Raw genomic sequence first — 23385 nt, 5'->3', positions numbered from 1 at the left:
CAGTCAACTGCCTAACAATAAATCATCGGCTGGAATGATGACTATAGTCCCGCCTCTGAACTGCCGGCATGACTGGAATAAGAATTCACATTCCATTTTAATACAAAATAATCGCAGCAATAACTATCCCATATTGTACTATAATGCGAAAGAGAAATAAATAAAGTTTTTGAATCAGTTGACGGAGCTTTTTTGACTATGATATTATATTTAAGTATTGTTTTGTTCAGGTTAGTGACTTACAAAGTCCGGCTGACCCAGTCGGCCTGAAGAGAGACCCGTTCCATATGGAATTTGGTTATTTTCAGAATAGGAGGTGGAATCATGTCTCGTAAATGTTCTGTAACAGGCAAAAAGCCTGGCAGCGGTAACCACGTATCTCACGCTAACAACCGTAATCGCCGTACTTGGGGCGTCAACGTACAAAAAGTTCGCATTCTCGTTAACGGTAAACCGAAACGCGTTTATGTCAGCACTCGTGCATTGAAAGCCGGTAAAGTGACTCGCGTGTAGTCGTAAAAAAATATCGTTATAAACAAAAGGCACCTCGTTTTAAACGGGTGCTTTTTTGGTTATTCGAAAGTAATATCCATCTGGTTCAGGAGAACAAAATGTCAGGCACCTTCCCGTGCGTTCCTATCTTTTACTGCCGAGCTACCTATCTGTTGTGCCCGGGAAGCATGCCCTGTGTACCTCCAGCTTTCATCCTACATCCTGTGTTTACATTACGTTGAATTCAGTTTTTCTGGAATGTATTCAAAATGGCTTTAACGAATCCACCCAGAAATTTTGGCAGCTTGATTGTGTAAAACTTCATGCCTCACCCTCCCCATCATCCTCCTGCATCCGTTCTCTGTAGTTTATGCAACCTGTCAAGGGTTGTTGCCCCACAAAAAAAAGGCTACATGAGAATCCCGCTCATGTAACCATATTTATGCACAACCATCCCAGGCTATACCATCAGACAAGTCCGCGAATATAGAGATATGCTGAGAGTATGAAAATAAACAGGATATAATAAAGTACGCTGCACACTACAAAACCTATTCGTAAACCACGCCGTTCATTTTTCCGAAAATAAAACAGTACAATTAGAACAGCCAAAAGTGAAAGAACAGCATTCCAAGGAGCCTTCACTAGCGAGAAACAGCTAAGGGTCAACCCCGTCGCCATGCTCGCTACAGTCATCCACAATGCTTCGGTCAGCTTCACTTGGACAAACGTGCTGCACTGTCCCGAATCGCAGCTATAGCCGCAGCGCGGTCTGTTCTGCCAAATACCGCACTCCCAGCCACCAGCACGTCAGCCCCCGCTTCAAATACGGCTGGTGCCGTCTCCTCCGCAATACCTCCGTCTACCTCGATATGTACGTCTGGACGACCCAGTTCGTTCAACCAAGCACGGATTTGTCTGATTTTATTTAACGTCTCTGGAATGAAGGACTGACCTCCAAAGCCAGGATTGACCGTCATCACCAGAATCATATCCACATTTGGCAGCACTTCCTTGATCGCGTATGGTGAAGTACCCGGATTGAGAGCCACTCCAGCCAGAGCGCCTTGCTGCTTGATCAAGTGAAGGACACCATGCAAATGAACACAGGCCTCAGCATGAACAGTGATGATGTTGGCTCCTGCTTTTACGAAATCGCCAATATAGCGTTCAGGATGCTCAATCATCAGATGAACATCTAAGGGAAGAGTCGTATGCGGACGAATAGCCTGAACGATAGGTGGGCCCAGTGTAATATTGGATACAAAATGTCCATCCATTACATCCACATGAATCCAGTCTGCCCCTCCTGCCTCAGCTTCCGCAACTTCACTGCCCAAGCGAGCAAAATCAGCGGATAAAATCGACGGTGCTATTTTTAACATATACTCAGTACCTCCGCTTTTTTTCTTTTAATTCCTGATAGAACTGCAAATAGCTATCATATCGTCCCTGTGAAATATGGCCTTCTTCCAGGGCCTCTCTTACTTTACAGCTAGGCTCGTGAATATGGGTACACCCCCGAAATTTACATCCTTCCGCATACTGCTGGAATTCACGAAAACAGGGAGATAACTCATCCACACCTAGCTCCAGAAAATCCAGCTGGCTAAACCCCGGTGTATCTGCTACAAACCCTCCGTTGTCTAGAGGAATCAGCTCCACATGACGAGTTGTATGTTTTCCTCGGCCCAGCTTATTGCTTATGGCGCTCGTCTCCAGCGTTAACCCAGGCTCCAGAGCATTAAGCATGGAAGACTTTCCTACACCTGATTGCCCGGAAAACACGCTGATTTGACCAGCCAACAGCTTCTTAAGCTCAGCCGTCCCTTCTCCGGTACGGGCACTGGTCACCAGCACCTCATAACCGATCTTCCGGTACATTTCCTGAACGGCCAGCACGGTGTCATCCTCTGAAGGGCTGCCTTCATACAAATCGCGCTTAGTCAGACAGATAATCGTATCCAGTCCGGCGTGCTCAATATGGACTAAAAATTTGTCCAGTAAAGGCAGGTTTAAATCCGGCTCACGCAAGGAAAACAGTAGCACGGCTAGCGTGGTATTAGCTACTGGAGGACGAATTAGCTCTGTCGTACGCTTTCTAATCTCCTCGACCATACCTTCCCCGTTCTCAGTCAGTTCGTAAACGACCCGATCACCGACAAGAGGCGTAATCTCTTTTTTCTTAAAAATGCCGCGTGCTCTGCATTGTACTGTAGCTTCGCCAGATACCGGACGCCCATCCTGATCCAGGCTGGAGACATAATAATATCCGCTAAGCGCCTTGACGATCAGACCTTCAGGCATGTGTAAGATGTCCTCCTTCATAATGTTCAAGTTTCATTGCGTATAACAGGTTGAGCATCTTCCTATTGCAAGTTTACTGATGCTGAACAGCCTCAATCACTTTTTCCTTCTTTGCGTGGCCTGGGTTGTTTTTATGACTAACCGCCAACTCACTGCGCGTACTCCCCGTGGAATTCGTTCCAGGAACAAAGGCGGAAGGGTCACCATTACCTCCTGTGCCCTCCTGATTGTTCGAGTCGCCTCCACTATTGCCAGTATCATTAGAAGATCCCCCGCTATCACCTTCCTCGCCGTTTCCACTTCCATTCTGCGAGGAAGTACCATCAGGTGTATCCGTTGGTGAAGTTCCAGCAGGCGGAGCAATTTGGGGCATCGTCACCGTTCCATTTTTCGCCTCAATATAAGAGACTGGATACGTATCAATAAAGTCACCATCTCTAAATACTGAGACAACACTGTCTTTGTTCGGAGCCATTAGCAGATTGATAGTGAACATCTGTGTCGTATTAATCGTACGGCTTCCCCATTCCTGATTTTCTCCACGCGCATCCGTATAAGTGATACGAATTTTGCTGTTTTTGCCCTCTTCCTTCGGCGCAACAGGCACATTAAATGGTAGTGTAATAGCTTCTGGCGGGTAACCCGTGCTTACATAAAACGTAATTTCCGTATTTGGTGGCAACTCACTGCCTGCCTCTGACGGCCACTGTTTGGTTACTCTTCCTTTTTCCTGCTCATAGCTAAATTCTTCTTTAATCGAGCCAACCTTCAGCCCTGCCTTTTTAACCTCATTTTCTGCTTGGTTCTGCGTCTTCCCTACCAGGCTTGGCATTTTCACAGTATCAGCGCCCTTGCTGACTGTGAGCACAACCTGGACTGAGTCCTTATCAAATGGCTCATTTGCAGCGGGTGTCTGACTAAGGACGGTCCCCGCGGCCTGATCACTGAACTGCTCATTTTGCTGAATCTGCGTCTCCTTAATTTGCTGGGCGGTCAGCAGCTTAACAGCATTCTCGTAGCTTTGGCCTTTGACATCCGGCATCGGAGTGAGCGGCTTGGCAATCCCGACTTTCAGACTAATCTTGGTTCCTTCCTTGACTAAAGAATCTGCAGGATAGCTTTGATAAAATACAACTCCTGGCGCGATTCCCTCTTTGTATTCATGCTGTATTGGCTCCTCAATGAGTAATCCCGCTTTACTGAGATTAACCTTCGCTTGGTCTTCTGTTTGTGTCAATACACCTGGTACTTTTACCTCAGGCACGACAAGTACACTTTGCACATAGTACACCACTCCGCCCATGCACAGAAGTAACACCAACACTAGTGTTACCCACAAGATCGCTTTTTTTCTATTATTTTTGGACGATTGCTTGCTCGGAAGCTGTTCAGACTCACGCGGTTGAACAGGTACATCATCGCCACTAGAAGACATCCCTAATTGTTGAGGCTTAATAGCCGGAATAACCCGTGTTTGATCCTCATCATCCAAATGTGTAAACTCCAGCTTGGATTCATTACGCCGTCCCGGCAGCAAACAGGTTTCCAGATCTTTTAGCATTTCGTCTGCCGATTGATAACGCTCTTCTGGATTTTTGCGCATGGATTTTAGAATGACATTTTCCACACTTTGCGGAATCAACGGATTAATTTTACGTGGTTCCTCAAATTCCTCTTGCAAATGCTTGAGCGCTACACTAATTGGACTTTCTCCCAGGAAAGGGAGCTGCGCTGTCAGCATTTGATATAAGACAATACCTAAAGAATATAAGTCCGATTTTTCGCCGGTGACGACACCCTTTGCATGCTCAGGTGAAAAATAATGAACAGAACCCACAACAGAACCCGTCTGGGTAATGGTCGTTGACGTAACAGCTCTAGCAATCCCAAAATCAGTTACCTTAACCCGTCCATTACGTCCAATTAATATATTATGAGGCTTAATGTCTCGGTGAATGATCTGATTTTGATGGGCATGCTCCAGCGCATCACAAATCTGGGAAGCAATCCGTACTGCTTCATCCACTTGCAATGGTGCACGTTCTTTAATAATCTCATTCAAATTTTTACCTTCGATGCACTCCATTACAATATAATGGATTTCATCCTCTTGGCCGACATCATAAATACTGACCACATTCGAATGCGAAAGCGAGGCCGCAGACTGCGCCTCACGCCGAAATCGGCGAATAAATTCCTCATCATGAACAAATTGCTGGCGCAACACTTTAACTGCGACATTGCGATTCAGCAAAATGTCTTGAGCCTTATACACCAGCGCCATACCGCCGCCACCGATACGCTCAATAATTTCGTATCTTCCCCCTAGCAGGTGCCCGATCATGCGTCACACCCCTTTTCACTCAATGAAACCGTGTCGTCGGGCAATTCAAACAAAGCTACAGTAATGTTATCGTCTCCTCCGGCAAGCAACGCCAGATGTAGCAGACGATCCGCGCGCTCCTCCAAAGGATTCTCTGCGGCACCTACTACTTTGCTGATTTGTTCTTCCGTTACCAGATTGCTTAATCCGTCGCTACACAGTAACAGTACATCGCCTTTTTCCAGCGCAATGGAGTCAATATCCACTTTCACCTCGGAATCAGTGCCCAGCGCCCGTGTCAGTACATTGCGACGAGGATGGTTCTCCCGTTCTTCCTTACTGATCTGACCGTTTTTGAACAGCTCATTAACCAAAGTATGGTCTTCTGTAAGCTGACGTACCGCTCCTTTAGAAATGACATAGGCACGACTGTCACCGATATGTCCGATAATTCCGGATGCGTCGTTTAATAAAACCGCAACAACTGTCGTTCCCATATTATGATACTTTTCATCGCGTGCAGCCGTCTGGAAGATGACTTCATTGGCATGCAAAATAGCGTCGCTGAGCGCCGCCGTCAAAGAATGTGCGGATAATCCGCTCTCCAGCGTCGCCAAATCAGCGGCAAGTGTCTCTACCGCAAGGCGGCTGGCCGTATCACCGGCCAAATGCCCCCCCATACCATCGGCAACAATCCCAAGGATATAGCCTTGCTCCAAGTGCCTGATCCAGGCAGAATCCTCATTCACCGAACGTACACGTCCGACATGGCTGACATGAACTGTTTTGATCAAATGGTTTCACCCCAACTCCATATGCTTTGCACGCAACTGACCGCAAGCAGCGGCAATATCGTGACCCTGTTCACGCCGGATCGTCACATTGACGCCTTTTTCGGCAAGAATACGTTGGAAATTAAAAATATCACTGCGTGATGTGCGTACATACTTGCGCTCAGGCACATGATTGACTGGAATCAAATTGACGTGACACAGCATGTCCTTTAACACATCCGCTAGCTCTTCAGCATGTTCTGCCTGATCGTTTACCCCACCAATCAGGGCATATTCAAACGAAATTCTCCGCCCCGTCTTAGCAAGATAGTAACGTAGAGAATCCATAACATCCTTAAAGGGATAACGCCGATTTACAGGCATCAGCTTCGAACGAAGCGCATCATTAGGCGCATGAATGGATATTGCCAGATTAATCTGGGTATCCTCGTCGGCAAATTTATAAATATTCGGTACAATACCGCTGGTCGACACTGTGATATGACGTTGACCAATGTTCAGACCTTTTTCATGAACCATTGTACGTAAAAACGTCATGGTCGCTTCATAGTTTTCAAAAGGCTCGCCCGAGCCCATAATCACGATGCTACTCACTCGTTCATTGGTTTTATCCAAAATTTTCTGAGCCTGCACCACCTGTGCAGTAATTTCACCAGCCGTCAGGTTCCGTTTGAGGCCTCCGAGCGTCGAAGCGCAGAAAGTACAACCAATCCGGCAACCCACTTGAGTCGTTACACAAATGCTGTTTCCGTAATTGTGTCTCATAATGACCGTTTCAATGGCATGATCATCGTGCAAACCGAACAGGAATTTTACTGTACCGTCCTTCGATTCCAACTTTGTAATTTCACTAAGCGTCACAAAACTAAATTGCTCCTCAAGCTTCTCTCTCAGCGCCTTGGACAAATTCGTCATCTCGCTGAAATCATTGACTCGCTTCACATACAGCCAGTCAAAAATTTGTCCTCCACGAAAAGCAGGCTCGCCATTGTTCTTGGCCCAGTCCTGAAGCTCCTCCAGAGTTAAATCATATATAAAAGGTTTCATCAATGTTTGCACCCGTTCCTTCTTCATTAAGTTCTGTTTGATCGCAGATAGTATTTTTCATTCTTCCTATTTTAGCACAAATCCCTGAGGGGGTAAAAATTTTTCGTCTTCATGCAAAAAACCGCCGGAAATGTTCCGGCGGAATGTGGAAATACTGGTGGAAAGCTGCCTGGAATTCTCTTCCGCGCTATTTCACCCGACGCAGGCGCGCGATATAAAATCCGTCGCTGTGGAAATGCTGCGGTAACAGCTGTACCGAGCCTCCCTGTATACTATCCTTTTCGCGGCTCACGTCCGGGAAGGAATGACCCTCTGCCAATTCATACTCTGGATGTTCGCTTAAAAATTGAGTCAATTGTCCTTCATTTTCGTCCGGTTCAATCGTGCATGTGCTGTATACCAGAATACCACCTGGCTTCAACAGTCCCGCCACACTATCCAGCAGCTCATGCTGAAGCTGTGTAATGTCGCGAACATCCTGCGCAGTTTTGCTCCAACGCAGGTCCGGTTTACGACGAATCACTCCAAAGCCAGAGCATGGCGCATCCAGCAAAATACGGTCAAAAGAAGCTGGAGCATATCGTTCCTTCAGTTCTAGCGCATCACCAGTGACTGTTTCCACGGCATCCAGACCAAGTCGATTAGCCTGTTCACGAATTAATTGATGCTTATGGGCATGCAGATCATTCGCAACTATCCGTCCGTGATCCTTCATCAGCTCAGCCATATGAGCTGTTTTGCCACCTGGAGCGGCACAGCAATCCAGTACCAGCATGCCAGGCTCAGGAGCGACTGCTTCGGCAACGAGCATGGAGCTTTCATCCTGTACGGACAGCAAGCCGTCCGTATACCACGAGGTAAGCGCCATATTTCCACCGCTACGAACAACAATCCCATAGGGACTAACTGCCGAAGGAACGGCATCAAGCCCTTTTGAGTTCATCTCGTCCAGCAGCTGATCACGGCTGATCATTGTCGTATTCACCCGTACGCTGACCGCAGGGGGCTCATTATTAGCCTGACAGATAGCCTCAGCAGTATCTGCACCGTACTGCTTAATCCAGCGCTTAACCAGCCACTGTGGATGGGAATGTTCTAATGAAATCCGTTCCTCCGGTGACAAATTGTCAGGAATACGCAGCTTGTCCGGCTCACGCAGCATGCTGCGGAGCACGCCGTTGACCATACCGGAAATACCCTGATGCCCACGCCGCTTGGCAATGGTCACCGCTTCACTAACGACTGCATGATCCGGAACTCGATCCAGATACACCACCTGATACACACTCATCCGCAGCAACGAACGTACCCAAGCCTGAAGCTTGGCCGTTCCTTTTTGAACAAATTTATTCAAAAAATAATCTAGTGTATTTCGGCGTGCGACTGTACCGTATACAAGTTCCGTCGCCAAACCAGCATCACTTGCAGACAAACCTGCCTGCTGAAGCCGACGATTTAGCTCAAGATTGCTATACGCACCCTCTTGCTCCACACTGGTCAACACATCAAGTGCAACTTCCCGCGCCGTCTGATTGCGAGTCTTGCCGGTTCTGGCACCCACTCCCTTGCCTTGGCCTCCCTGGCGGGAGTGACTCCCGCTCATCCGAGCACCATGCCTGGCTTCATCTGTCCGCCGCGTGCAAAGGTTCCAGCATCCATAACTTTTTTGCCAGCCGGTTGAACCTGAGTCAGCCAGAGAGTTCCTTCGCCTGTCTGCACCTCAATGCCACGAGCGGTCAATTGAAGAACCGTCCCGGGTGCTGGAGCATTTGAGACACTCACTTCATTATTTATGAAAGGCTGCTCAGCAGCCCATATTTTAAAAACATTTCCCTCCCAAAGCGTAAACGCGCCGGAAAAGGGAACAAGGCCGCGAATCCGGTTGTATATCTGCTGTGCATTGTCACTCCACGAAATGCGCTCATCGTCGCGGTTCAGGTTAGGGGCATAGGTAGCCTCGTCCTCATTTTGCGGCGTACGGTCTGATTGGCCTGCCAGCAACTTAGGCAGCTCGTCCTGCAAAAGCTTTGCTCCAGCTACGCTTAACTTCTCAAAAATCGTACCGGAGGTATCCTCCGGCTCTATAGCAACCTCAACTCGCGATATCATATCGCCAGTATCCAGTCCTTCCGCCATATACATCAGCGTCACACCCGTTACGGTCTCACCGTTAATAATCGCACGCTGGATCGGTGCACCTCCCCGATAACGGGGAAGTAACGAACCATGCACATTCAGACAGCCGAACCGAGGCAAGTCTAGTACGGACTTAGGCAAAATTTGCCCATAGGCTGCGGTTACGATCAGATCAGGACGCAGCTCTGCCACCTGGGCCACCGCTTCTGGCTGGCGCAGGCGGGTCGGTTGCAGTACAGGTAATCCGCGTTTTTCTGCCGCTTCCTTGACTGGTGTATGCGTCAATATTTTTTTTCGTCCCTGTGGCTTATCGGGCTGTGTAATCACACCGACCACGTTATAACCGTTGTCCAGTAACATGTTCAGCGATGGCACTGCAAACTCAGGCGTACCCATAAAGATAATACGAATGTCTTGACTCATCGAACCTCACTCTCCTATCTGACGGTTCGGTCCTGGCTGTTCCAGCGCAACCTCATATACTTTTTCTGCAATATCCGTGAATAAAATTCCATTTAAATGGTCAATTTCATGCTGAAAAGCACGAGAAAGCAATCCTGTCGCTGTAACGGTAATGGCCTTACCCTCGCGGTCCAGTCCCTTGACTGTAACCTTCTCGGCACGACGCACATCCCCGTTCAACCCAGGTATACTCAGGCAGCCTTCAGGACCCAATTCCTCCCCTTCTTCGGCCACGATCTCTGGATTGATCATTTTAATCAATCCATGCTCATCTCCAGCATCTACAACAATGAGACGCTTCAAAATACCTACTTGCGGAGCAGCAAGACCTACTCCCTCCGCTTCATACATCGTATCTGCCATATCGTCGAGCAGCTTTTGCACGTTAGGCGTAATTTTAGTGACTTCCTTTGCTACTTTGTGCAATACGTCATCCGGCTCCAACACTATAATTCTAATTGACATGACAACAGAACACCTTCCTCTTTATGTTTCATTTAGGCTTAACTGTATTCATCACACACGCGACTGCTACATTATCCTATGTACGGACGGCTTGTCCGCATTAATTGTGATAATAACTTTTGTGGCAACACTCTACATAAGCATTTGCGGATCAACATCCAGACTAATCAGCAACTTTTGTGCCTGTGCGGATTCGGCCATTTCATCAGCTACTTGCTGAGCCAAACTAATCGCATCGATATTTCCACGCCATTTTATCATACATTGAAATCGGTATCTATTCTTGATTCTCGAAATGGGTGAAGCTACTGGCCCCAAAATGTCGAGTACATCCGATGTAAGACGATCCATATTCCCGAACCAGCCCCGTTGTCTGGCCCGTCCCTGTAGTGTTGCTGAATAATTCTCAGCCAATCGGACCAGCACCGGGAGTTGTTCATGAGAAAAGGTCACCAAAATAAGACGACAATATGGTGGATAGTGCAAATTGCGGCGGTGTTTCAATTCTTCCCTCACAAAAGAAGCATAATCATGGCGACTTGCGTGAATCACCGAATAATGCTCTGGAGTATAGGATTGTACGAATACTTCCCCCGGCAATTGATGTCTCCCAGCCCGTCCAGCTACTTGTGTTAACAGCTGAAATGTCTTTTCCGCAGCCCGAAAATCCGGTAAATTGAGAGCCGAATCCGCAGTAATGACACCAACCAGTGTCACATCGGGAAAGTCCAGGCCTTTGGCAACCATTTGAGTACCGAGCAGCACGTCCGCTTTTTTATCACGAAATTGCTTGAGAAGCTTTTCGTGGGCATTTTTTTCTGTCGTTGTATCAACATCCATTCGAACAACACGTATACCGGGGAATAGCTTCGCCAGCTCTTCTTCCACTCGCTGGGTACCTGTACCGAAATAACGAATATGCTCACTACCGCACTCAGGGCAAGTCTGAGGCACGGGCTCGGAATAACCACAGTAATGGCAACGTAAATTGTTCGACCGCTGATGATACGTAAGGGAAATATCACAATGCGGACAACCCGCGACATAGCCACAGCTACGGCACATGACGAACGTGGAGTGCCCACGCCGATTCAACAGTAGTACCGTCTGCTCCTTACGCTCTAACCGCTCTGCAATTCCATTATGCAACGCACGGCTGAACATAGAGCGGTTGCCAGCACGCAGTTCCTCACGCATATCCATGATATGTACTTCGGGTAACGTGTTCCCCAATGCGCGAGTTGGCATTTCAAGCAGCAACGGCGCAAACTCGTCGTTGCTTTGTGAGCGAGCCGCATAGTAGCTTTCCAGCGACGGTGTTGCCGAGCCGAGAATAACGACAGCCCCATGCTGATGGGCTCTGCGAATGGCAACATCACGCGCATGGTATTTAGGTGTCTCTTCCTGCTTGTAGGACGTTTCGTGCTCCTCATCCATAATAATAAGACCTAACTCACGAAAAGGCGCAAATACTGCCGAGCGAGCACCAATCGCCACTTTCACACGGCCTTCGCGTATTTTGCGCCACTCATCGTACCGTTCCCCCCCGGACAACCTACTGTGCATCACTGCTACCTGATCGCCAAAGCGGCCTTTAAAACGTTCTACCATTTGTGGGGTTAACGATATTTCAGGTACCAGTACAATGGCCTGACGATTCTGCTCAATACAACGCTGAATCGTCTGTAGATAGATTTCCGTCTTACCGCTCCCTGTGACTCCATGCAACAAATAAGCTCCCTGCTCACGCGTGTCCAGCTGGCGAATAATCCGTTCATATACCGATTGCTGCTCTGCCGTGAGAGGGAGTGGCTCTGTAGGCTTGAAGTGTCTGCCCCGGTATGGGTCGCGGAACACTTCGACATCCTCCAGCAACACGTAGCCCTTATCTTCCAGCGCCTTAACCGTTGCTGCCGATACACTCAGTGAGGTCATGACCTCCTTCAGCGACAGAGGCAGAAACTCGCTACGTTCCAGCAAAAAAGCAAGTACCTCCCGCTGACGCTGCGCTTTGGCAGAAAATTGCTCCAGCGCCGTTGATGCCTCGTCTATGCCGATAGCCAGATCAACGGATTTCATGGTCTTTTTGCCGAGTTTGTCTTTAATAACTTGACTTTCCTGAAGCACACCCCGGCGTAACAGTGATTTAATAACCTCTGCTTCCTCAGGGAAACGTCGACTGAGTTGCTGCAATGGGACTTGCTCCTTCTCCTGAATGAAGCTAACAATCCGACGCTCCGTCGGATCACTCATACCATCGTCGGTCAGAAGTGCCCATTCGAGTTCATCGCCCTGATTCGGTTGTATAGTACGCTGTGGATGCGTTAACTCATGCTGTTCGGCAATTGAGATATAACGTTCTGCTTTGCCCTTGAGCGCGGTAGGAATCATCACTTGCAGTGCCATAATTTGATTACAAGCATAACGTTCGCTCATCCATTTGCCCAGTTCGACTAGGTCGGCAGATAAGGGTGGTACCAAATCCAGTAACTCCTGGATCGCTCTCATCCTGTATTTCGGTGGATCATCAGCTGGGACTACCGAGATGACAAAAGCCTGCACCGTCCGTTTGCCAAATGGCACAGCTACCCGGCTACCCGGCTCAATCCAAGGTCTCATTGAGTCTGGTATCAGATAATCGAAGGTGCGGTCCGTATCCTTGGCAGGTACATCGACAATGACCTTGGCAACTAAATTGCCCGTCTCCATTAATGCAGCACCCCACCCATGCGTCCCGCGGCTATAGTAAGCAACTTACGCGCAACTTCTTCCTTTGACTGTACAGGAATACGCTCTACGATCCCGCTTCGGTCATAAATTTGAACAGCATTCGTATCGACGCCAAAACCAGCACCATTCACAGTTACATCGTTTGCCGCGATCAAATCACAATTTTTACGTTCTAATTTATCTATCGCATACGTCTCCAAATGTTCGGTTTCAGCTGCAAAGCCAATTAAAAATTGATGTTTCTTACTCTGTCCGAGTGATTCTAGAATATCGACGTTCTTCACTAGCTCTAGCGTAAATACACTATCTTTTTTCTTGATCTTGGTCTGTGCAATCTCACGTGGTCGATAATCTGCAACTGCAGCAGCCATAACGACCATATCGCTCGTTTCCCATTGCTTTAATACAGCGGCGTACATGTCTTCAGCTGACTGGACTCTTTCAAGCATAATACCAGCAGGCGGTTCCGCGCTGGTATTGGCAGCAATCAAGTGCACCTCTGCACCCATCTCCTGAGCCACTTTTGCAATGGCAAAGCCCATTTTGCCAGATGAATCATTTGTGATATAACGCACTGGATCAATTCGCTCTATCGTGCCTCCAGCCGTTACAATGACTTTTTTGCCTGAAAGCACCGATTCATTCTCATTCACAAGTGACTCAGGCACTTGAGCCTCCATAGATTCGCCACCAAACCATCGTGGTTCAGACTTGATGTTGGTTTTTTGTTCCTGAGCTTGCTGATCAAAAAAGCGCTCTATGGTTTGCACAATTGTGTCCGGCTCTTCCAAACGTCCTTTGCCAACGTAACCGCAAGCCAGTAATCCTTCACCAGGCTCAATCATCTTCACGCCACGTGATACAAGCGTCTCCATATTTTGCATGACTGCCGGATGAGTGTACATATGTACGTTCATCGCAGGGGCCACCATAATAGGCGCTGTTGTAGCCAGCAGCGTTGTAGACAGCATATCATCAGCAAGACCATGCGCCATTTTCCCGATAATATTCGCAGTTGCAGGAGCAACAAGCACCAAATCAGCCGCATCCGCCAGATGAATATGGGATACGACTGACGGCTCTCTTTCATCAAATGTGTCACTGTACACCGGATTACGAGAGAGCGACTGCAACGTAAGTTCGGTAATAAACTCCTTGGCAGAGGCCGTCATAATCACATGAACCTCGGCTCCCTTTTGCGTCAACCTACTGCACAGCGCAGCCCCTTTGTAAGCAGCAATTCCGCCAGTTATACCAAGAATAATAACTTTTCCCTTCAACATCGTTAACTCCCCCTGACCTAAAAAAATAACAACCTTGCGGTTGTCAAAGGAATTGGCATTGCGCCCGGTTATAATAGTTGTGTATAATTCTTACTCGTCTTCGCCGCTTTCAAGACGCAGATGATCCGCGTAAATCTCTTCCAACGCCACTCCAACCTGTTTGTGGGATTTAGGATTCTTGAGAGTCGTCTTTTCACCCTCGCGCAACTGTCTGGCACGACGTGAAGCCGCTACAACCAACGAATACTTACTATCTGCCTTTTTCATCATTTCATCAATGGAAGGATACAGCACGAATAGACACCTCTTCATGTAGTTTTGGGACTGTATAAGCTGAACTCCAGTGTACACCTTCAAGCTCAGCTTATACAGTATTATTTCTCTTTAGGTACGCTTGGCATATGTAAAGCCCTCGTTTAAGGATGAACCTTACAATGTTCGGCGATAATAATGGATTCTATTCGTTTACAAGCGAAATCAATCTCATCATTGACGACCGCATAATCATAGTGACGCAACAAATTCATTTCATCCACAGCTACCGACATACGGTGGTCTATGGTCGCTTGAGTTTCTGTGCCCCGTCCCCGGATTCTATCCTTTAATTCGTCTAGCGAAGGCGGAAGCAGAAAAATGAATATGCCTTCTGGAAATTTTTCTTTAACCTTTAGCGCTCCCTGAACTTCAATCTCCAGAAAAATATCTTTTCCCTGCGCAAGCGTCTGATCTACAAAATCACGTGGAGTACCATAATAGTTCCCTACATACTCAGCATACTCCAGCATTTCATCTCGTTCAATCATACCCAAAAATTCTTCACGCGTTTTAAAAAAATAGGTCACTCCATCCTGTTCGCCTGAACGAGGTGTTCGAGTTGTAGCAGAAACGGAGTATGTTATCTCTGGTAGCTTATCACGCAATGCGTTGCCTACCGTCCCTTTACCGACACCCGAAGGTCCGGATATTACAAATAATAATCCCTTAGCCATAGTACACTCCATTTTTATTCGTCATTGTCATCATCTTTAGTGGATAGGCGATGAGCGACCGTCTCCGGCTGCACCGCAGACAGGATTACATGATCACTGTCTGTAATAATAACAGCCCGCGTCCGGCGGCCATAGGTAGCATCAATTAGCATATGACGGTCCCTGGCTTCCTGTATAATCCGCTTGATCGGAGCAGACTCCGGACTGACGATGGAGATAATTCGGTTGGCCGACACGATATTGCCGAAACCAATATTGATCAATTTGATTGCCATATTCAGGTCTTTCCCCCTATACATGTGACTCTTGCAGCCGTGCCGCTACCAGGTAGCTACTCAATATTTGCAGCCTGCTCACGAATTTTCTCGAGCTCTGCTTTCATCTCAACGACCAAATTAACCAATGTGAGATGATTAGCCTTGGAGCCGATCGTGTTGACTTCCCTGTTCATTTCCTGGATTAAAAAATCTAATTTGCGACCGGCCGGCTCGTCTGACAGCAGCAATCCCTTGCACTGTCCAAAGTGACTTTGAAGCCGGGTAAGTTCCTCATCAATATTGCTGCGATCCGCGAATAACGCAATCTCCATTCCGAACTTATGTTCATCAAGCGTAAATGAACCGTCCTGAAGCTCTTTAAGCCTGTGTTTCAGCCTGTTACGGTAGTCGCTCACAACATGAGGAGCCAGCACCGTCATTTCATGATGCAGGGATTCCAGCCGTAAAATACGGGATTCCACATCTTGCGCCAAATGCCCGCCTTCTCGCCTTCTCATCTCCAGTAAACCTTGCAAAGCTTCATTCAAAGCTCGCTGTAGTTGCTCTTCCCAGTCCTCTTCGTCTCCATGGCAAGCCTCTCCAGGCTCACCCAGAACGTCAGGCAAAGCAAGAATATCGCTTATCCCTAACGTTCCTTTCACTCCATAACGATCCGCCAGCTGCTCCGCTGCATGCAGGTAAGCCTGCACCACAGTGTCATTCAACCGCGCGGCGGGCATCTGTTCTTCATCACGTTCTCTGTGGATGAAGACATCGATACGACCGCGTTTAATCTGCTGTTGAACCGTTCTTCTCAAGCCATCTTCGTAACGAGTCCATTCGCGCGGAATTCTCATCATCACTTCGCAATAGCGGTGATTCACCGATTTCAATTCCAAGCGCACTTTATAGCCCTCATAATGAAGGATGGCTTGACCGTATCCGGTCATACTCAATGACATCGGCATCACATCCATTATACTATTGTAATTGATTATTATAGTCGAAACAAGGGGGCCTGTACGCGGCCTGATTTTTGCCATACGTAAGAAGTCAATTCAGCTGTCATTTCATAGAACATAAATGGAGTCATAAAATAGATACCATTAAAATGTTCCATTGCCGTATCGAGTAACTCCTTGGCAATAGACACGCCCATTGCTCGTCCTTCCGGACCCTCAAGACCAGACATACGTGCACGTACCTCATCGGATAACTGAATGCCTGGCACTTCATTGTGCAAGTATTCTGCATTGCGCCCACTAGCCAGCGGCATAATACCGATAAAAATCGGTACTTCCAAATGTCGTGTCGCTTCCGCGATGGCTGCAATGAGCTCGTGGTCGTAAACGGGCTGAGTCATAACATAATCAGCTCCGGAGGCAATTTTCTTCTCTAATCGCTGCACGGCTTTACCCAAATGCTTGACGTTAGGATTAAATGCGGCACCTACCACAAAATTAGCCTTCTGCTTCAGTGGCTTACCGGAAAATGCAACACCATCATTTAATTGCTTGATCATGCGTATGATTTCAAAAGAGGTCATATCATACACCGAACTGGCGCCTGGCAAATCACCGAACCGCGCCGGATCGCCAGTAACCGCCAGTACATGGTCAATACCGAGCGCGTCAAAACCCATCATGTGGGATTGAGTACCAATCAGATTGCGATCACGACATGCTATATGAATTAATGGGCGCAAACCTGTTTCAATACTGACCAAATGTCCAAGCGCCATGTTGCTCATACGAGTAACTGCAAGCGAGTTGTCAGCCAGTGTAAGTGCGTCGGCCCCGGCTTTCTTCAACGCATGAGCACCTTGCATAAACCTCGTAATGTCCAGATCGCGCGGAGGATCCAGTTCTACAATGACCGTATGTCGTTCCTTAACCAGATCCACAATGTTGGGCTCGCTGGTATGTCTGCCATTTCCTCGTTCCCCTTCATCTGCAATCTGCTCCGCCACTTGAAAGGACTCTTTCGACAGAGCTTCTTTTGAAGCCAGCGGAGGCGGTTGCAAACGGTTCAAAGCTTTTGAGATAGCTGCAATATGGTCCGGTGTAGTTCCGCAGCAACCACCGAGCAGCCTCGTCCCCAGGTCTACAAAGGACTTGGCACATTCTCCAAAATATTCAGGTGATGCACCGTATACATAGTGACCGTCCACATAATCTGCTAGTCCCGCATTCGGATATACGGACAGCGGTACAGACAAAGGGCCATCCAGCTGCTCCATTACACTCATAATTCCCTGCGGACCCGAGTGACAGTTAAATCCAAGGATGTCTGCCCCCTCATTACGCAGCACCGAAAAAGCTTCCGCAACTAAAAAACCATCCTGGGTGCGACCAACCTGATCAACTGCAAACTGACAAATTACCGGAATGTCACTGTATTTACGTACACTGTGAAGCGCAATGCGTATTTCATCCAGTGAATAAAACGTTTCGCACAGAATGCCGTCGACTCCTTCGGAGAGAAGGGCATCAATTTGCTGCTCATAGTTTCTTGCCAGCTCCAGCTTGGATATGTTAAGCCGTTTGCCCCCACATATGGAACCCACCGCACCTACCACATAATGTTCAGGTCCGGCCGCAGCTCTGGCAATTCTCACACCGGCACGATTGATCTCTTCTACCTTAGATTCCAGTCCAAACCGGGCTAACTTATAATCATTTGCAGAAAATGTATTAGTCTCCAGCAATCGAGCTCCTGCACTTAAATATTGACCATGTACGTCTGATATAACGTCAGGCGAAGTGATGTTCAGTTCTTCGAAAGACGTATTTACTGGAAATCCTAGCTGATATAAAAAAGTCCCCATTGCGCCGTCTCCGACAATAATTTCACGATTCAGCACAGTACGCAAATCCGGTTTCATGTCCTCTGCTCCACCCCGCTCTTTATTTTCATACTAATGTAACATAAAGAGACTATAAACATAAGCCAAAAACAAAAAAAGCCGCCCCACTCCCCGACAAAATGATATCAGGAGTGAAACGACTTGATTTATCTTTTCTATTTCCTAATACATTTTCATGGCATTTTCCCATCAGAAGAATGAAGAGAGTAAGCGTAAAAAGTCCCTTTTTTATTCACTTTAGCCACAATAGAATCCGTTCCCTTTTGCTGCTTCGAGAACGTATATTGATTCCCTTGAACTTTCACTTTATAGCCCGACAAATTGATATTAAACAACATTTGAGCCTTGGGCTTGACTAGCTTCAAAGCTTCTGAGGCAGTATATTTCGGGCTTGCAAATGTTTTTTTGAAATCTGCGTCATCATTCCAGTCCACCCCATAGGTGGATACGGCCAGCACTTTACCGGTTACCGCGCTAATTTTGACCTCACTCGCCTCGTTTGCATCCTCGAACGACCAATATGAAAGTCCCTTCGTCTCGTCCTTGTACCGTGAAGCGTGCTGTACCTTGATTCGCTGTCCACTCACACGCTTAAATGTGTTCATTGCACGGTTCAGTAACAAAGGGTCCACCTGCTTCAGCGCATAGTCCGCGTTGATGGTAATAGCGTTACCTCGATCCACATCCACATACAACGAGGAAGCTTGTTCTCCTGCGCCCCAAAATACCCAGTAATTTGAAGGCTTGTTGGACTGATAAGGGGATTTGACCCGCCAGAATGCTTCAAATTGCAAAGGACGCTTGCTGTCAAACGCTTTGGCGCTGTTTAGCACTTTCGTCTTGAGTGGCGCGTTCATCGCCTTTCCTAAGCTGCTTATTTTATATCGTATGGTTGTAGAATCCACTCTGTTTTTTTCTTTATTATATTCTGTCTGCAACGTAGCAGTTCCATCTTCCAGTTCGCCTTCTACAATCCAAGTTTTCCCCATATCTGTCACATCGTCAAATTGAAATGCTGTCTTTGAACCGATGAGTTCTTGCACCGCTTTTTCTAAACGGCTTACCACTGTCGGAGTTAGCGAGCCAACCTGCTTGTCCGTCGTTTCCGCGCCAGCAGGGATGGTCGCCGCCTGAACCGGAAGCGCGGTGGCTACAAATATGAGGACTGCAACTGCTGAAATCCAACGAAATTTCCGCACTATGAACGGCCTCCTTATTGTTTTCTCATTTTCTATATTATACATCGTTCAGGCGCCAAAAAAAGACAGAATGTTGCTTTGTTCATCGTATTCCTTGTATACAGTGGCATGTAAGTCCAAAAAAAGAAGACCTACTAAGGTCCTCTTTTCACTCACTTCTATACGATTCATAGCCCAGTTGCACGCTATTTTTAAAGTTCACATGATTTAGAACAGACGACCTTCGTACACGATCTCAGCCGGGCCCGTCATATATATGTGATTATCGTCCTCGCTCCATTCGATATCCAGATCGCCGCCCTTCAGGCTTACAATGGCGTGGCGGTCGCTGTACCCGTTTAGTACAGAAGCAACAAGTGTAGCACAGGCTCCGGTTCCACAAGCTAGCGTTGGTCCGGCTCCCCTCTCCCATACTCTCATATCTATATGCTTCCGGCTACGTACCGTGGCGAACTCAACATTTGTCTTTTTAGGGAACAGCAGATGGCATTCCAGCTTCGGCCCCCAGGCTTCCAGATCAAAGCTTGGCGCATCCTCCACATAAATGACACAGTGCGGATTCCCCATAGATACAGCCGTAAAACGAAAACCACTTCCGCCAGCTTCAATGGGCTCATTAATTACGCTAGACAGATCCAGTGTAGTTGGAATCTTCAAACCCTCAAGAATCGGCTCTCCCATATCCACCTTCACCATACGAACAAGTCCGTTCTCTACAGTTAGTTCGACCTGCTGTACCCCTGCACCCAGTGTCTCGATCGTGATCTGTTCACGGTTGATGTGCTTACGGTCATATACGTATTTAGCAGCACAACGGATAGCATTACCGCATTGCTCGGCCTCCGAGCCGTCCGAGTTAATGATACGCATGCAGAAATCCGCTTTTTCTGACGGCAATATATATACCAACCCATCGGCACCAACACCAAAATGTCGATCACATAGCCGAACAGCTAATTCCGAGGCGTCAGACGGCAAATCCTGATGCCCAAACCAAACGATAAAATCATTACCTAGACCGTTCATTTTTGTGAATTCCATAGCTTACCTCCGCCGTTGCTGCTGATATCATGTTCCTCATGAAGCTTTGATCCCATGATATCATACAGGGCAATAGTGGGAAAGCGATGCGGTATACATGACCTGATTTCTAGGCTGAAAACTTCGTACGTCCCGCTGAAAAGTGTGTATTTCCGCCGCGACGACGGTTGCGTCGACCGCCCCATACACTTCCCGCTCCCATCAGAAACGTGGGAATCCCGGCTGCCACAATGGATAGCGCCCACTCACGCAAACCGAGCGGTACCGTTTTGAAAATAGGTTGCAGCATAGGCACGTACATAACCACCAGCATTAACACTACGGAAGAAAGCACGGCAAGCACGAGATAACTATTTTGAAACGGATTACGATGGAAAATAGAACGGGAACTACGGCAATCAAATACATGAATTAACTGTGCCAGAACTAGCGTAGCAAAGGCAACGGACTGTGCTTTGATCAATTGTCCTGCGTCATCCGGTGCAATACGTAATGTCAGCCAGAAGGCCGCTAGCGTACATAAACCAATCAACAAGCCACGACTAATGATTTTCCAGCCCAGTCGACGAGCAAAAATATTTTCCTTTGCGCCACGAGGTTTGTGCTCCATGAGATCCTTTTCTGGCTGGTCCACCCCCAGAGCCATCGCTGGTAGGCCATCTGTCACCAGATTCACCCATAAAATCTGGATCGGTAACAAAGGTAATGGCAGCCCGGCCATCATGGCAAAGAACATCGTCAAAATCTCACCAACATTGGAGGCGAGTAGATAACGGATAAATTTACGGATATTCTCGTAAATATTCCGTCCTTCCTCAATTGCGGCTACAATCGTTGAGAAATTATCATCACTCAGTACAAGCGCAGCCGCTTCTTTGGTCACGTCCGTCCCGGTAATGCCCATCGCAATACCGATGTCCGACGCCTTTATCGCCGGAGCGTCATTGACGCCATCACCGGTCATGGCTACGACATGTCCGCGTCTTTGAAGTGACTTGACGATCCGTAGCTTGTGCTCCGGCGAAACCCGTGCATACACAGAGACGGTATCAACGGCTTTGTCCAGCGCCGCATCATCCATCACAGACAACTCCTGTCCTGTCAACACATGGGAGCCGCGCTGAAGAATGCCCAGCTGCTGTGCAATGGCCTCTGCAGTTGTACCGTGATCTCCAGTAATCATCACAGTGCGAATGCCAGCACGACGGCACTTGCCAATGGCTTCGCGAACCTCGCGACGTGGCGGATCAATCATGCCTGTCAGCCCGATAAAGATCAGCTGTGCTTCAGCCTCCTCAACCGTGGAGACACGCTCATGCGAGCGGATATCACGGTAAGCGACACCAAGTACACGCAGCGCCTCTGAGGCCATTCCTTCGTTAGCTGCCAGTACCTTTTGGCGCAGCGTGCCCGTTAACGGAACGACATTTCCTTCCCATAAAATGTAGGAGCACTGACCCAGCAGCACATCCGGCGCACCTTTGGCAAAGACGATGTGTCCTCCCTGGTGGCGTACGAGTACCGACATTCGCTTCCGATCCGAGTCAAAAGGGAATTCTCGCTCCCTTGTGTACAGCTCATATAGCCCTTGTCGCGTGACTCCGCCCTTGGCAGCTAACGTGACCAGTGCTCCTTCCGTCGGGTCACCCTTCAGCTCCCAAACGGCGGACGGCGTCGGCTCTTTGGTCTTCTTTTTCGAACGCAACTCCTCTGTATCAGCTTGAACAATTTCAGCATTGTTGCAAAGTACACTGGCTTGTAGCAGTCTACGCAGAGATTGTCCGTTTTTAAGATCAGCAGGAAGGTCTCTATCCATAATATGCCCGTGTGGGTCGTAGCCCTCTCCCGTAACTCCCCAGAAGCGACCGTCCAGCCATAGCTTGGTGACTGTCATTTTATTTTGGGTCAGGGTGCCCGTTTTGTCGGAACAAATGATAGATGCACAGCCGAGCGTTTCAACAGAAGGCAGCTTACGCACAATCGCCTTTCGTTTAATCATACGCTGCACACCCAATGCGAGCGCAATCGTCACAATAGCCGGCAATCCTTCCGGTATAGCCGCCACAGCCAAGCTCACTCCGGCCAAGAACATGCTCATGGCTGGCTGTCCATGTAAAATGCCTGCTACGACAACGAGCACCGTTAGCGCCAACGCTACGATAATCAAAATTTTGCCCAATTGCTCCAATCTGTGCTGCAACGGTGTCTCCTGCGACTCCGTATTTTCAATCAAGTCTGCGATCTTACCCATTTCGGTACTCATACCTGTACGTATAACCATTCCTTGTGCGGTTCCTCTGGTCATCATCGTGCCCATAAAACCGATGTTTTTTTGATCCCCGAGTGGTACTTCGGCGGCATGAATAGGACGGGAATGCTTACTCACCGGAACTGATTCCCCCGTCAGGGCAGACTCCTCTACATCACAGCCGTTCGTACTCAACCACCTTACATCTGCGGGAATGCGATCACCACTTTCCAGCAGCACAATATCACCCGGAACCAGCTCTCTGGCCGGAACTTGAATTCGTTTGCCGCCCCGCAACACTTTGGCGGTTGGAGCCGACAGTTGTCTCAAAGCTCGCAATGAACGCTCAGCTCTGAATTCCTGTACAAAGCCGAGAATTCCATTCAGTACAACAATAGCAATAATGGTAATCGCGTCCAAATATTCGCCAAGCAGGCCGGATATCAGGGTCGCTCCCATCAATACGAGCATCATAAAATCCTTGAACTGGTTGAGCAGCAGCAAGATTGCCGAAACTCGCTTCCCCTCACTCAGCTCATTCCATCCTGACCTTTCTCTTCGTTCCGCAAGCTGTTCCTCCGAAAGACCCTGCTTCGGGTCGACTTCCAGACTTGTTGAAAGCTGTTCATTGCTTAATTGGTGCCAGTGTGCTTGTTCCATTCTCCCCAATTCCCTCCCGGTCAGATAGTCCGTTTCCGTCGGTTGTGCGTAGGATGGCTGCCCGTTATTATATTTTTGTGCCGCGA

General features: G+C 48.1%; 20 protein-coding genes. 1 reads left to right on the top strand and 19 read right to left on the bottom strand.

What is annotated here, in order from left to right:
- The first annotated feature begins 324 nt into the window (after positions 1-324).
- Entirely contained in the window at positions 325-513 is a 189-nt protein-coding gene (rpmB, locus tag MKX59_RS10925) for a 50S ribosomal protein L28 (RefSeq protein ID WP_013310881.1), read from the top strand.
- Positions 514-736: 223 nt separating this feature from the next.
- Here rpmB and spoVM read toward each other — a convergent pair whose 3' ends face one another.
- The 19 genes from spoVM to MKX59_RS10830 all read right to left on the bottom strand — a co-directional run bounded on the left by spoVM (position 737) and on the right by MKX59_RS10830 (position 23299).
- Positions 737-817 carry a stage V sporulation protein SpoVM gene (spoVM, locus tag MKX59_RS10920; protein ID WP_010345573.1) on the bottom strand — a complete coding sequence of 27 codons (81 nt, stop codon included), beginning with the start codon at positions 815-817 and terminating at the stop codon, positions 737-739.
- A 391-nt stretch (positions 818-1208) separates the two neighbouring features.
- Positions 1209-1877, bottom strand: a complete 669-nt coding sequence (gene rpe / locus MKX59_RS10915; RefSeq protein ID WP_028540565.1) for a ribulose-phosphate 3-epimerase — start codon at positions 1875-1877, stop codon at positions 1209-1211.
- A gap of 4 nt (positions 1878-1881) precedes the next feature.
- Positions 1882-2799, bottom strand: a complete 918-nt coding sequence (gene rsgA / locus MKX59_RS10910; protein WP_023989300.1) for a ribosome small subunit-dependent GTPase A — start codon at positions 2797-2799, stop codon at positions 1882-1884.
- Between the two features lie 73 nt (positions 2800-2872).
- Positions 2873-5143, bottom strand: coding sequence for a Stk1 family PASTA domain-containing Ser/Thr kinase (gene pknB / locus MKX59_RS10905; RefSeq protein WP_071558518.1), 2271 nt, complete (start codon positions 5141-5143; stop codon positions 2873-2875).
- The gene (locus tag MKX59_RS10900; RefSeq protein WP_025723490.1) at positions 5140-5916 is read right to left on the bottom strand and encodes a Stp1/IreP family PP2C-type Ser/Thr phosphatase; all 777 of its coding nucleotides are present in this window, start codon (positions 5914-5916) and stop codon (positions 5140-5142) included. Before MKX59_RS10900 ends, pknB begins: the two co-directional genes overlap by 4 nt.
- A 6-nt stretch (positions 5917-5922) precedes the next feature.
- A complete protein-coding gene (rlmN, locus tag MKX59_RS10895; protein WP_013310887.1) occupies positions 5923-6963 on the bottom strand; it encodes a 23S rRNA (adenine(2503)-C(2))-methyltransferase RlmN in 1041 nt (346 codons plus the stop codon).
- 187 nt (positions 6964-7150) lie between these two features.
- Positions 7151-8566: a 16S rRNA (cytosine(967)-C(5))-methyltransferase RsmB gene (gene rsmB / locus MKX59_RS10890; protein WP_076264817.1), complete on the bottom strand. Its 1416-nt coding sequence runs from the start codon at positions 8564-8566 to the stop codon at positions 7151-7153.
- Positions 8563-9522 carry a methionyl-tRNA formyltransferase gene (fmt, locus tag MKX59_RS10885; protein WP_340858423.1) on the bottom strand — a complete coding sequence of 320 codons (960 nt, stop codon included), beginning with the start codon at positions 9520-9522 and terminating at the stop codon, positions 8563-8565. Before fmt ends, rsmB begins: the two co-directional genes overlap by 4 nt.
- 6 nt (positions 9523-9528) lie before the next feature.
- The gene (gene def, locus MKX59_RS10880; RefSeq protein ID WP_013310890.1) at positions 9529-10026 is read right to left on the bottom strand and encodes a peptide deformylase; all 498 of its coding nucleotides are present in this window, start codon (positions 10024-10026) and stop codon (positions 9529-9531) included.
- A 132-nt stretch (positions 10027-10158) separates the two neighbouring features.
- Positions 10159-12735 (bottom strand): primosomal protein N', encoded by a 2577-nt coding sequence (priA, locus tag MKX59_RS10875; RefSeq protein ID WP_028540561.1) that lies wholly within the window; start codon positions 12733-12735, stop codon positions 10159-10161.
- The gene (gene coaBC, locus MKX59_RS10870) at positions 12735-14039 is read right to left on the bottom strand and encodes a bifunctional phosphopantothenoylcysteine decarboxylase/phosphopantothenate--cysteine ligase CoaBC (RefSeq protein ID WP_023989307.1); all 1305 of its coding nucleotides are present in this window, start codon (positions 14037-14039) and stop codon (positions 12735-12737) included. The genes priA and coaBC overlap by 1 nt, the downstream gene beginning before the upstream one ends.
- 90 nt (positions 14040-14129) lie before the next feature.
- Complete coding sequence (gene rpoZ, locus MKX59_RS10865; RefSeq protein ID WP_013310893.1) at positions 14130-14333, bottom strand: DNA-directed RNA polymerase subunit omega; 204 nt, start codon at positions 14331-14333, stop codon at positions 14130-14132.
- A 122-nt stretch (positions 14334-14455) separates the two neighbouring features.
- Positions 14456-15028, bottom strand: coding sequence for a guanylate kinase (gene gmk, locus MKX59_RS10860; RefSeq protein ID WP_013310894.1), 573 nt, complete (start codon positions 15026-15028; stop codon positions 14456-14458).
- A gap of 14 nt (positions 15029-15042) precedes the next feature.
- On the bottom strand, positions 15043-15303 hold the full coding sequence (gene remA, locus MKX59_RS10855) for an extracellular matrix/biofilm regulator RemA (RefSeq protein ID WP_005548256.1): 261 nt from the start codon (positions 15301-15303) through the stop codon (positions 15043-15045).
- A 56-nt stretch (positions 15304-15359) separates the two neighbouring features.
- A complete protein-coding gene (locus MKX59_RS10850) occupies positions 15360-16247 on the bottom strand; it encodes a YicC/YloC family endoribonuclease (protein WP_013310895.1) in 888 nt (295 codons plus the stop codon).
- A 35-nt stretch (positions 16248-16282) separates the two neighbouring features.
- Positions 16283-18169, bottom strand: coding sequence for a bifunctional homocysteine S-methyltransferase/methylenetetrahydrofolate reductase (locus MKX59_RS10845; RefSeq protein ID WP_028540559.1), 1887 nt, complete (start codon positions 18167-18169; stop codon positions 16283-16285).
- Positions 18170-18324: 155 nt separating this feature from the next.
- Positions 18325-19350, bottom strand: coding sequence for a hypothetical protein (locus MKX59_RS10840; protein WP_023989310.1), 1026 nt, complete (start codon positions 19348-19350; stop codon positions 18325-18327).
- A gap of 207 nt (positions 19351-19557) precedes the next feature.
- Positions 19558-20391: a diaminopimelate epimerase gene (dapF, locus tag MKX59_RS10835; protein ID WP_076264816.1), complete on the bottom strand. Its 834-nt coding sequence runs from the start codon at positions 20389-20391 to the stop codon at positions 19558-19560.
- A gap of 109 nt (positions 20392-20500) precedes the next feature.
- On the bottom strand, positions 20501-23299 hold the full coding sequence (locus MKX59_RS10830; RefSeq protein ID WP_023989312.1) for a calcium-translocating P-type ATPase, SERCA-type: 2799 nt from the start codon (positions 23297-23299) through the stop codon (positions 20501-20503).
- Positions 23300-23385: the final 86 nt, after the last annotated feature.

It is taken from the genome of Paenibacillus sp. FSL R7-0340 (assembly GCF_038002205.1).
In the GTDB taxonomy this organism is placed as follows: Bacteria; Bacillota; Bacilli; order Paenibacillales; family Paenibacillaceae; genus Paenibacillus; species Paenibacillus polymyxa_B.
The sequence above is the reverse complement of the archived record's forward strand: the minus strand, read 5'-3'. Positions and strand labels throughout refer to the sequence as shown.

What these genes read in the sequence shown, in the direction of transcription:
- rpmB (WP_013310881.1), top strand. Translation starts at nt 325, where the DNA reads ATGTCTCGTAAATGTTCTGTAACAGGCAAAAAGCCTGGCAGCGGTAAC.
- spoVM (WP_010345573.1), bottom strand. Translation starts at nt 817, where the DNA reads ATGAAGTTTTACACAATCAAGCTGCCAAAATTTCTGGGTGGATTCGTT.
- rpe (WP_028540565.1), bottom strand. Translation starts at nt 1,877, where the DNA reads ATGTTAAAAATAGCACCGTCGATTTTATCCGCTGATTTTGCTCGCTTG.
- rsgA (WP_023989300.1), bottom strand. Translation starts at nt 2,799, where the DNA reads ATGCCTGAAGGTCTGATCGTCAAGGCGCTTAGCGGATATTATTATGTC.
- pknB (WP_071558518.1), bottom strand. Translation starts at nt 5,143, where the DNA reads ATGATCGGGCACCTGCTAGGGGGAAGATACGAAATTATTGAGCGTATC.
- rlmN (WP_013310887.1), bottom strand. Translation starts at nt 6,963, where the DNA reads ATGAAACCTTTTATATATGATTTAACTCTGGAGGAGCTTCAGGACTGG.
- rsmB (WP_076264817.1), bottom strand. Translation starts at nt 8,566, where the DNA reads ATGAGCGGGAGTCACTCCCGCCAGGGAGGCCAAGGCAAGGGAGTGGGT.
- fmt (WP_340858423.1), bottom strand. Translation starts at nt 9,522, where the DNA reads ATGAGTCAAGACATTCGTATTATCTTTATGGGTACGCCTGAGTTTGCA.
- def (WP_013310890.1), bottom strand. Translation starts at nt 10,026, where the DNA reads ATGTCAATTAGAATTATAGTGTTGGAGCCGGATGACGTATTGCACAAA.
- priA (WP_028540561.1), bottom strand. Translation starts at nt 12,735, where the DNA reads ATGGAGACGGGCAATTTAGTTGCCAAGGTCATTGTCGATGTACCTGCC.
- coaBC (WP_023989307.1), bottom strand. Translation starts at nt 14,039, where the DNA reads ATGTTGAAGGGAAAAGTTATTATTCTTGGTATAACTGGCGGAATTGCT.
- gmk (WP_013310894.1), bottom strand. Translation starts at nt 15,028, where the DNA reads ATGGCTAAGGGATTATTATTTGTAATATCCGGACCTTCGGGTGTCGGT.
- remA (WP_005548256.1), bottom strand. Translation starts at nt 15,303, where the DNA reads ATGGCAATCAAATTGATCAATATTGGTTTCGGCAATATCGTGTCGGCC.
- MKX59_RS10850 (WP_013310895.1), bottom strand. Translation starts at nt 16,247, where the DNA reads ATGTCATTGAGTATGACCGGATACGGTCAAGCCATCCTTCATTATGAG.
- MKX59_RS10845 (WP_028540559.1), bottom strand. Translation starts at nt 18,169, where the DNA reads ATGAAACCGGATTTGCGTACTGTGCTGAATCGTGAAATTATTGTCGGA.
- dapF (WP_076264816.1), bottom strand. Translation starts at nt 20,391, where the DNA reads ATGGAATTCACAAAAATGAACGGTCTAGGTAATGATTTTATCGTTTGG.
- MKX59_RS10830 (WP_023989312.1), bottom strand. Translation starts at nt 23,299, where the DNA reads ATGGAACAAGCACACTGGCACCAATTAAGCAATGAACAGCTTTCAACA.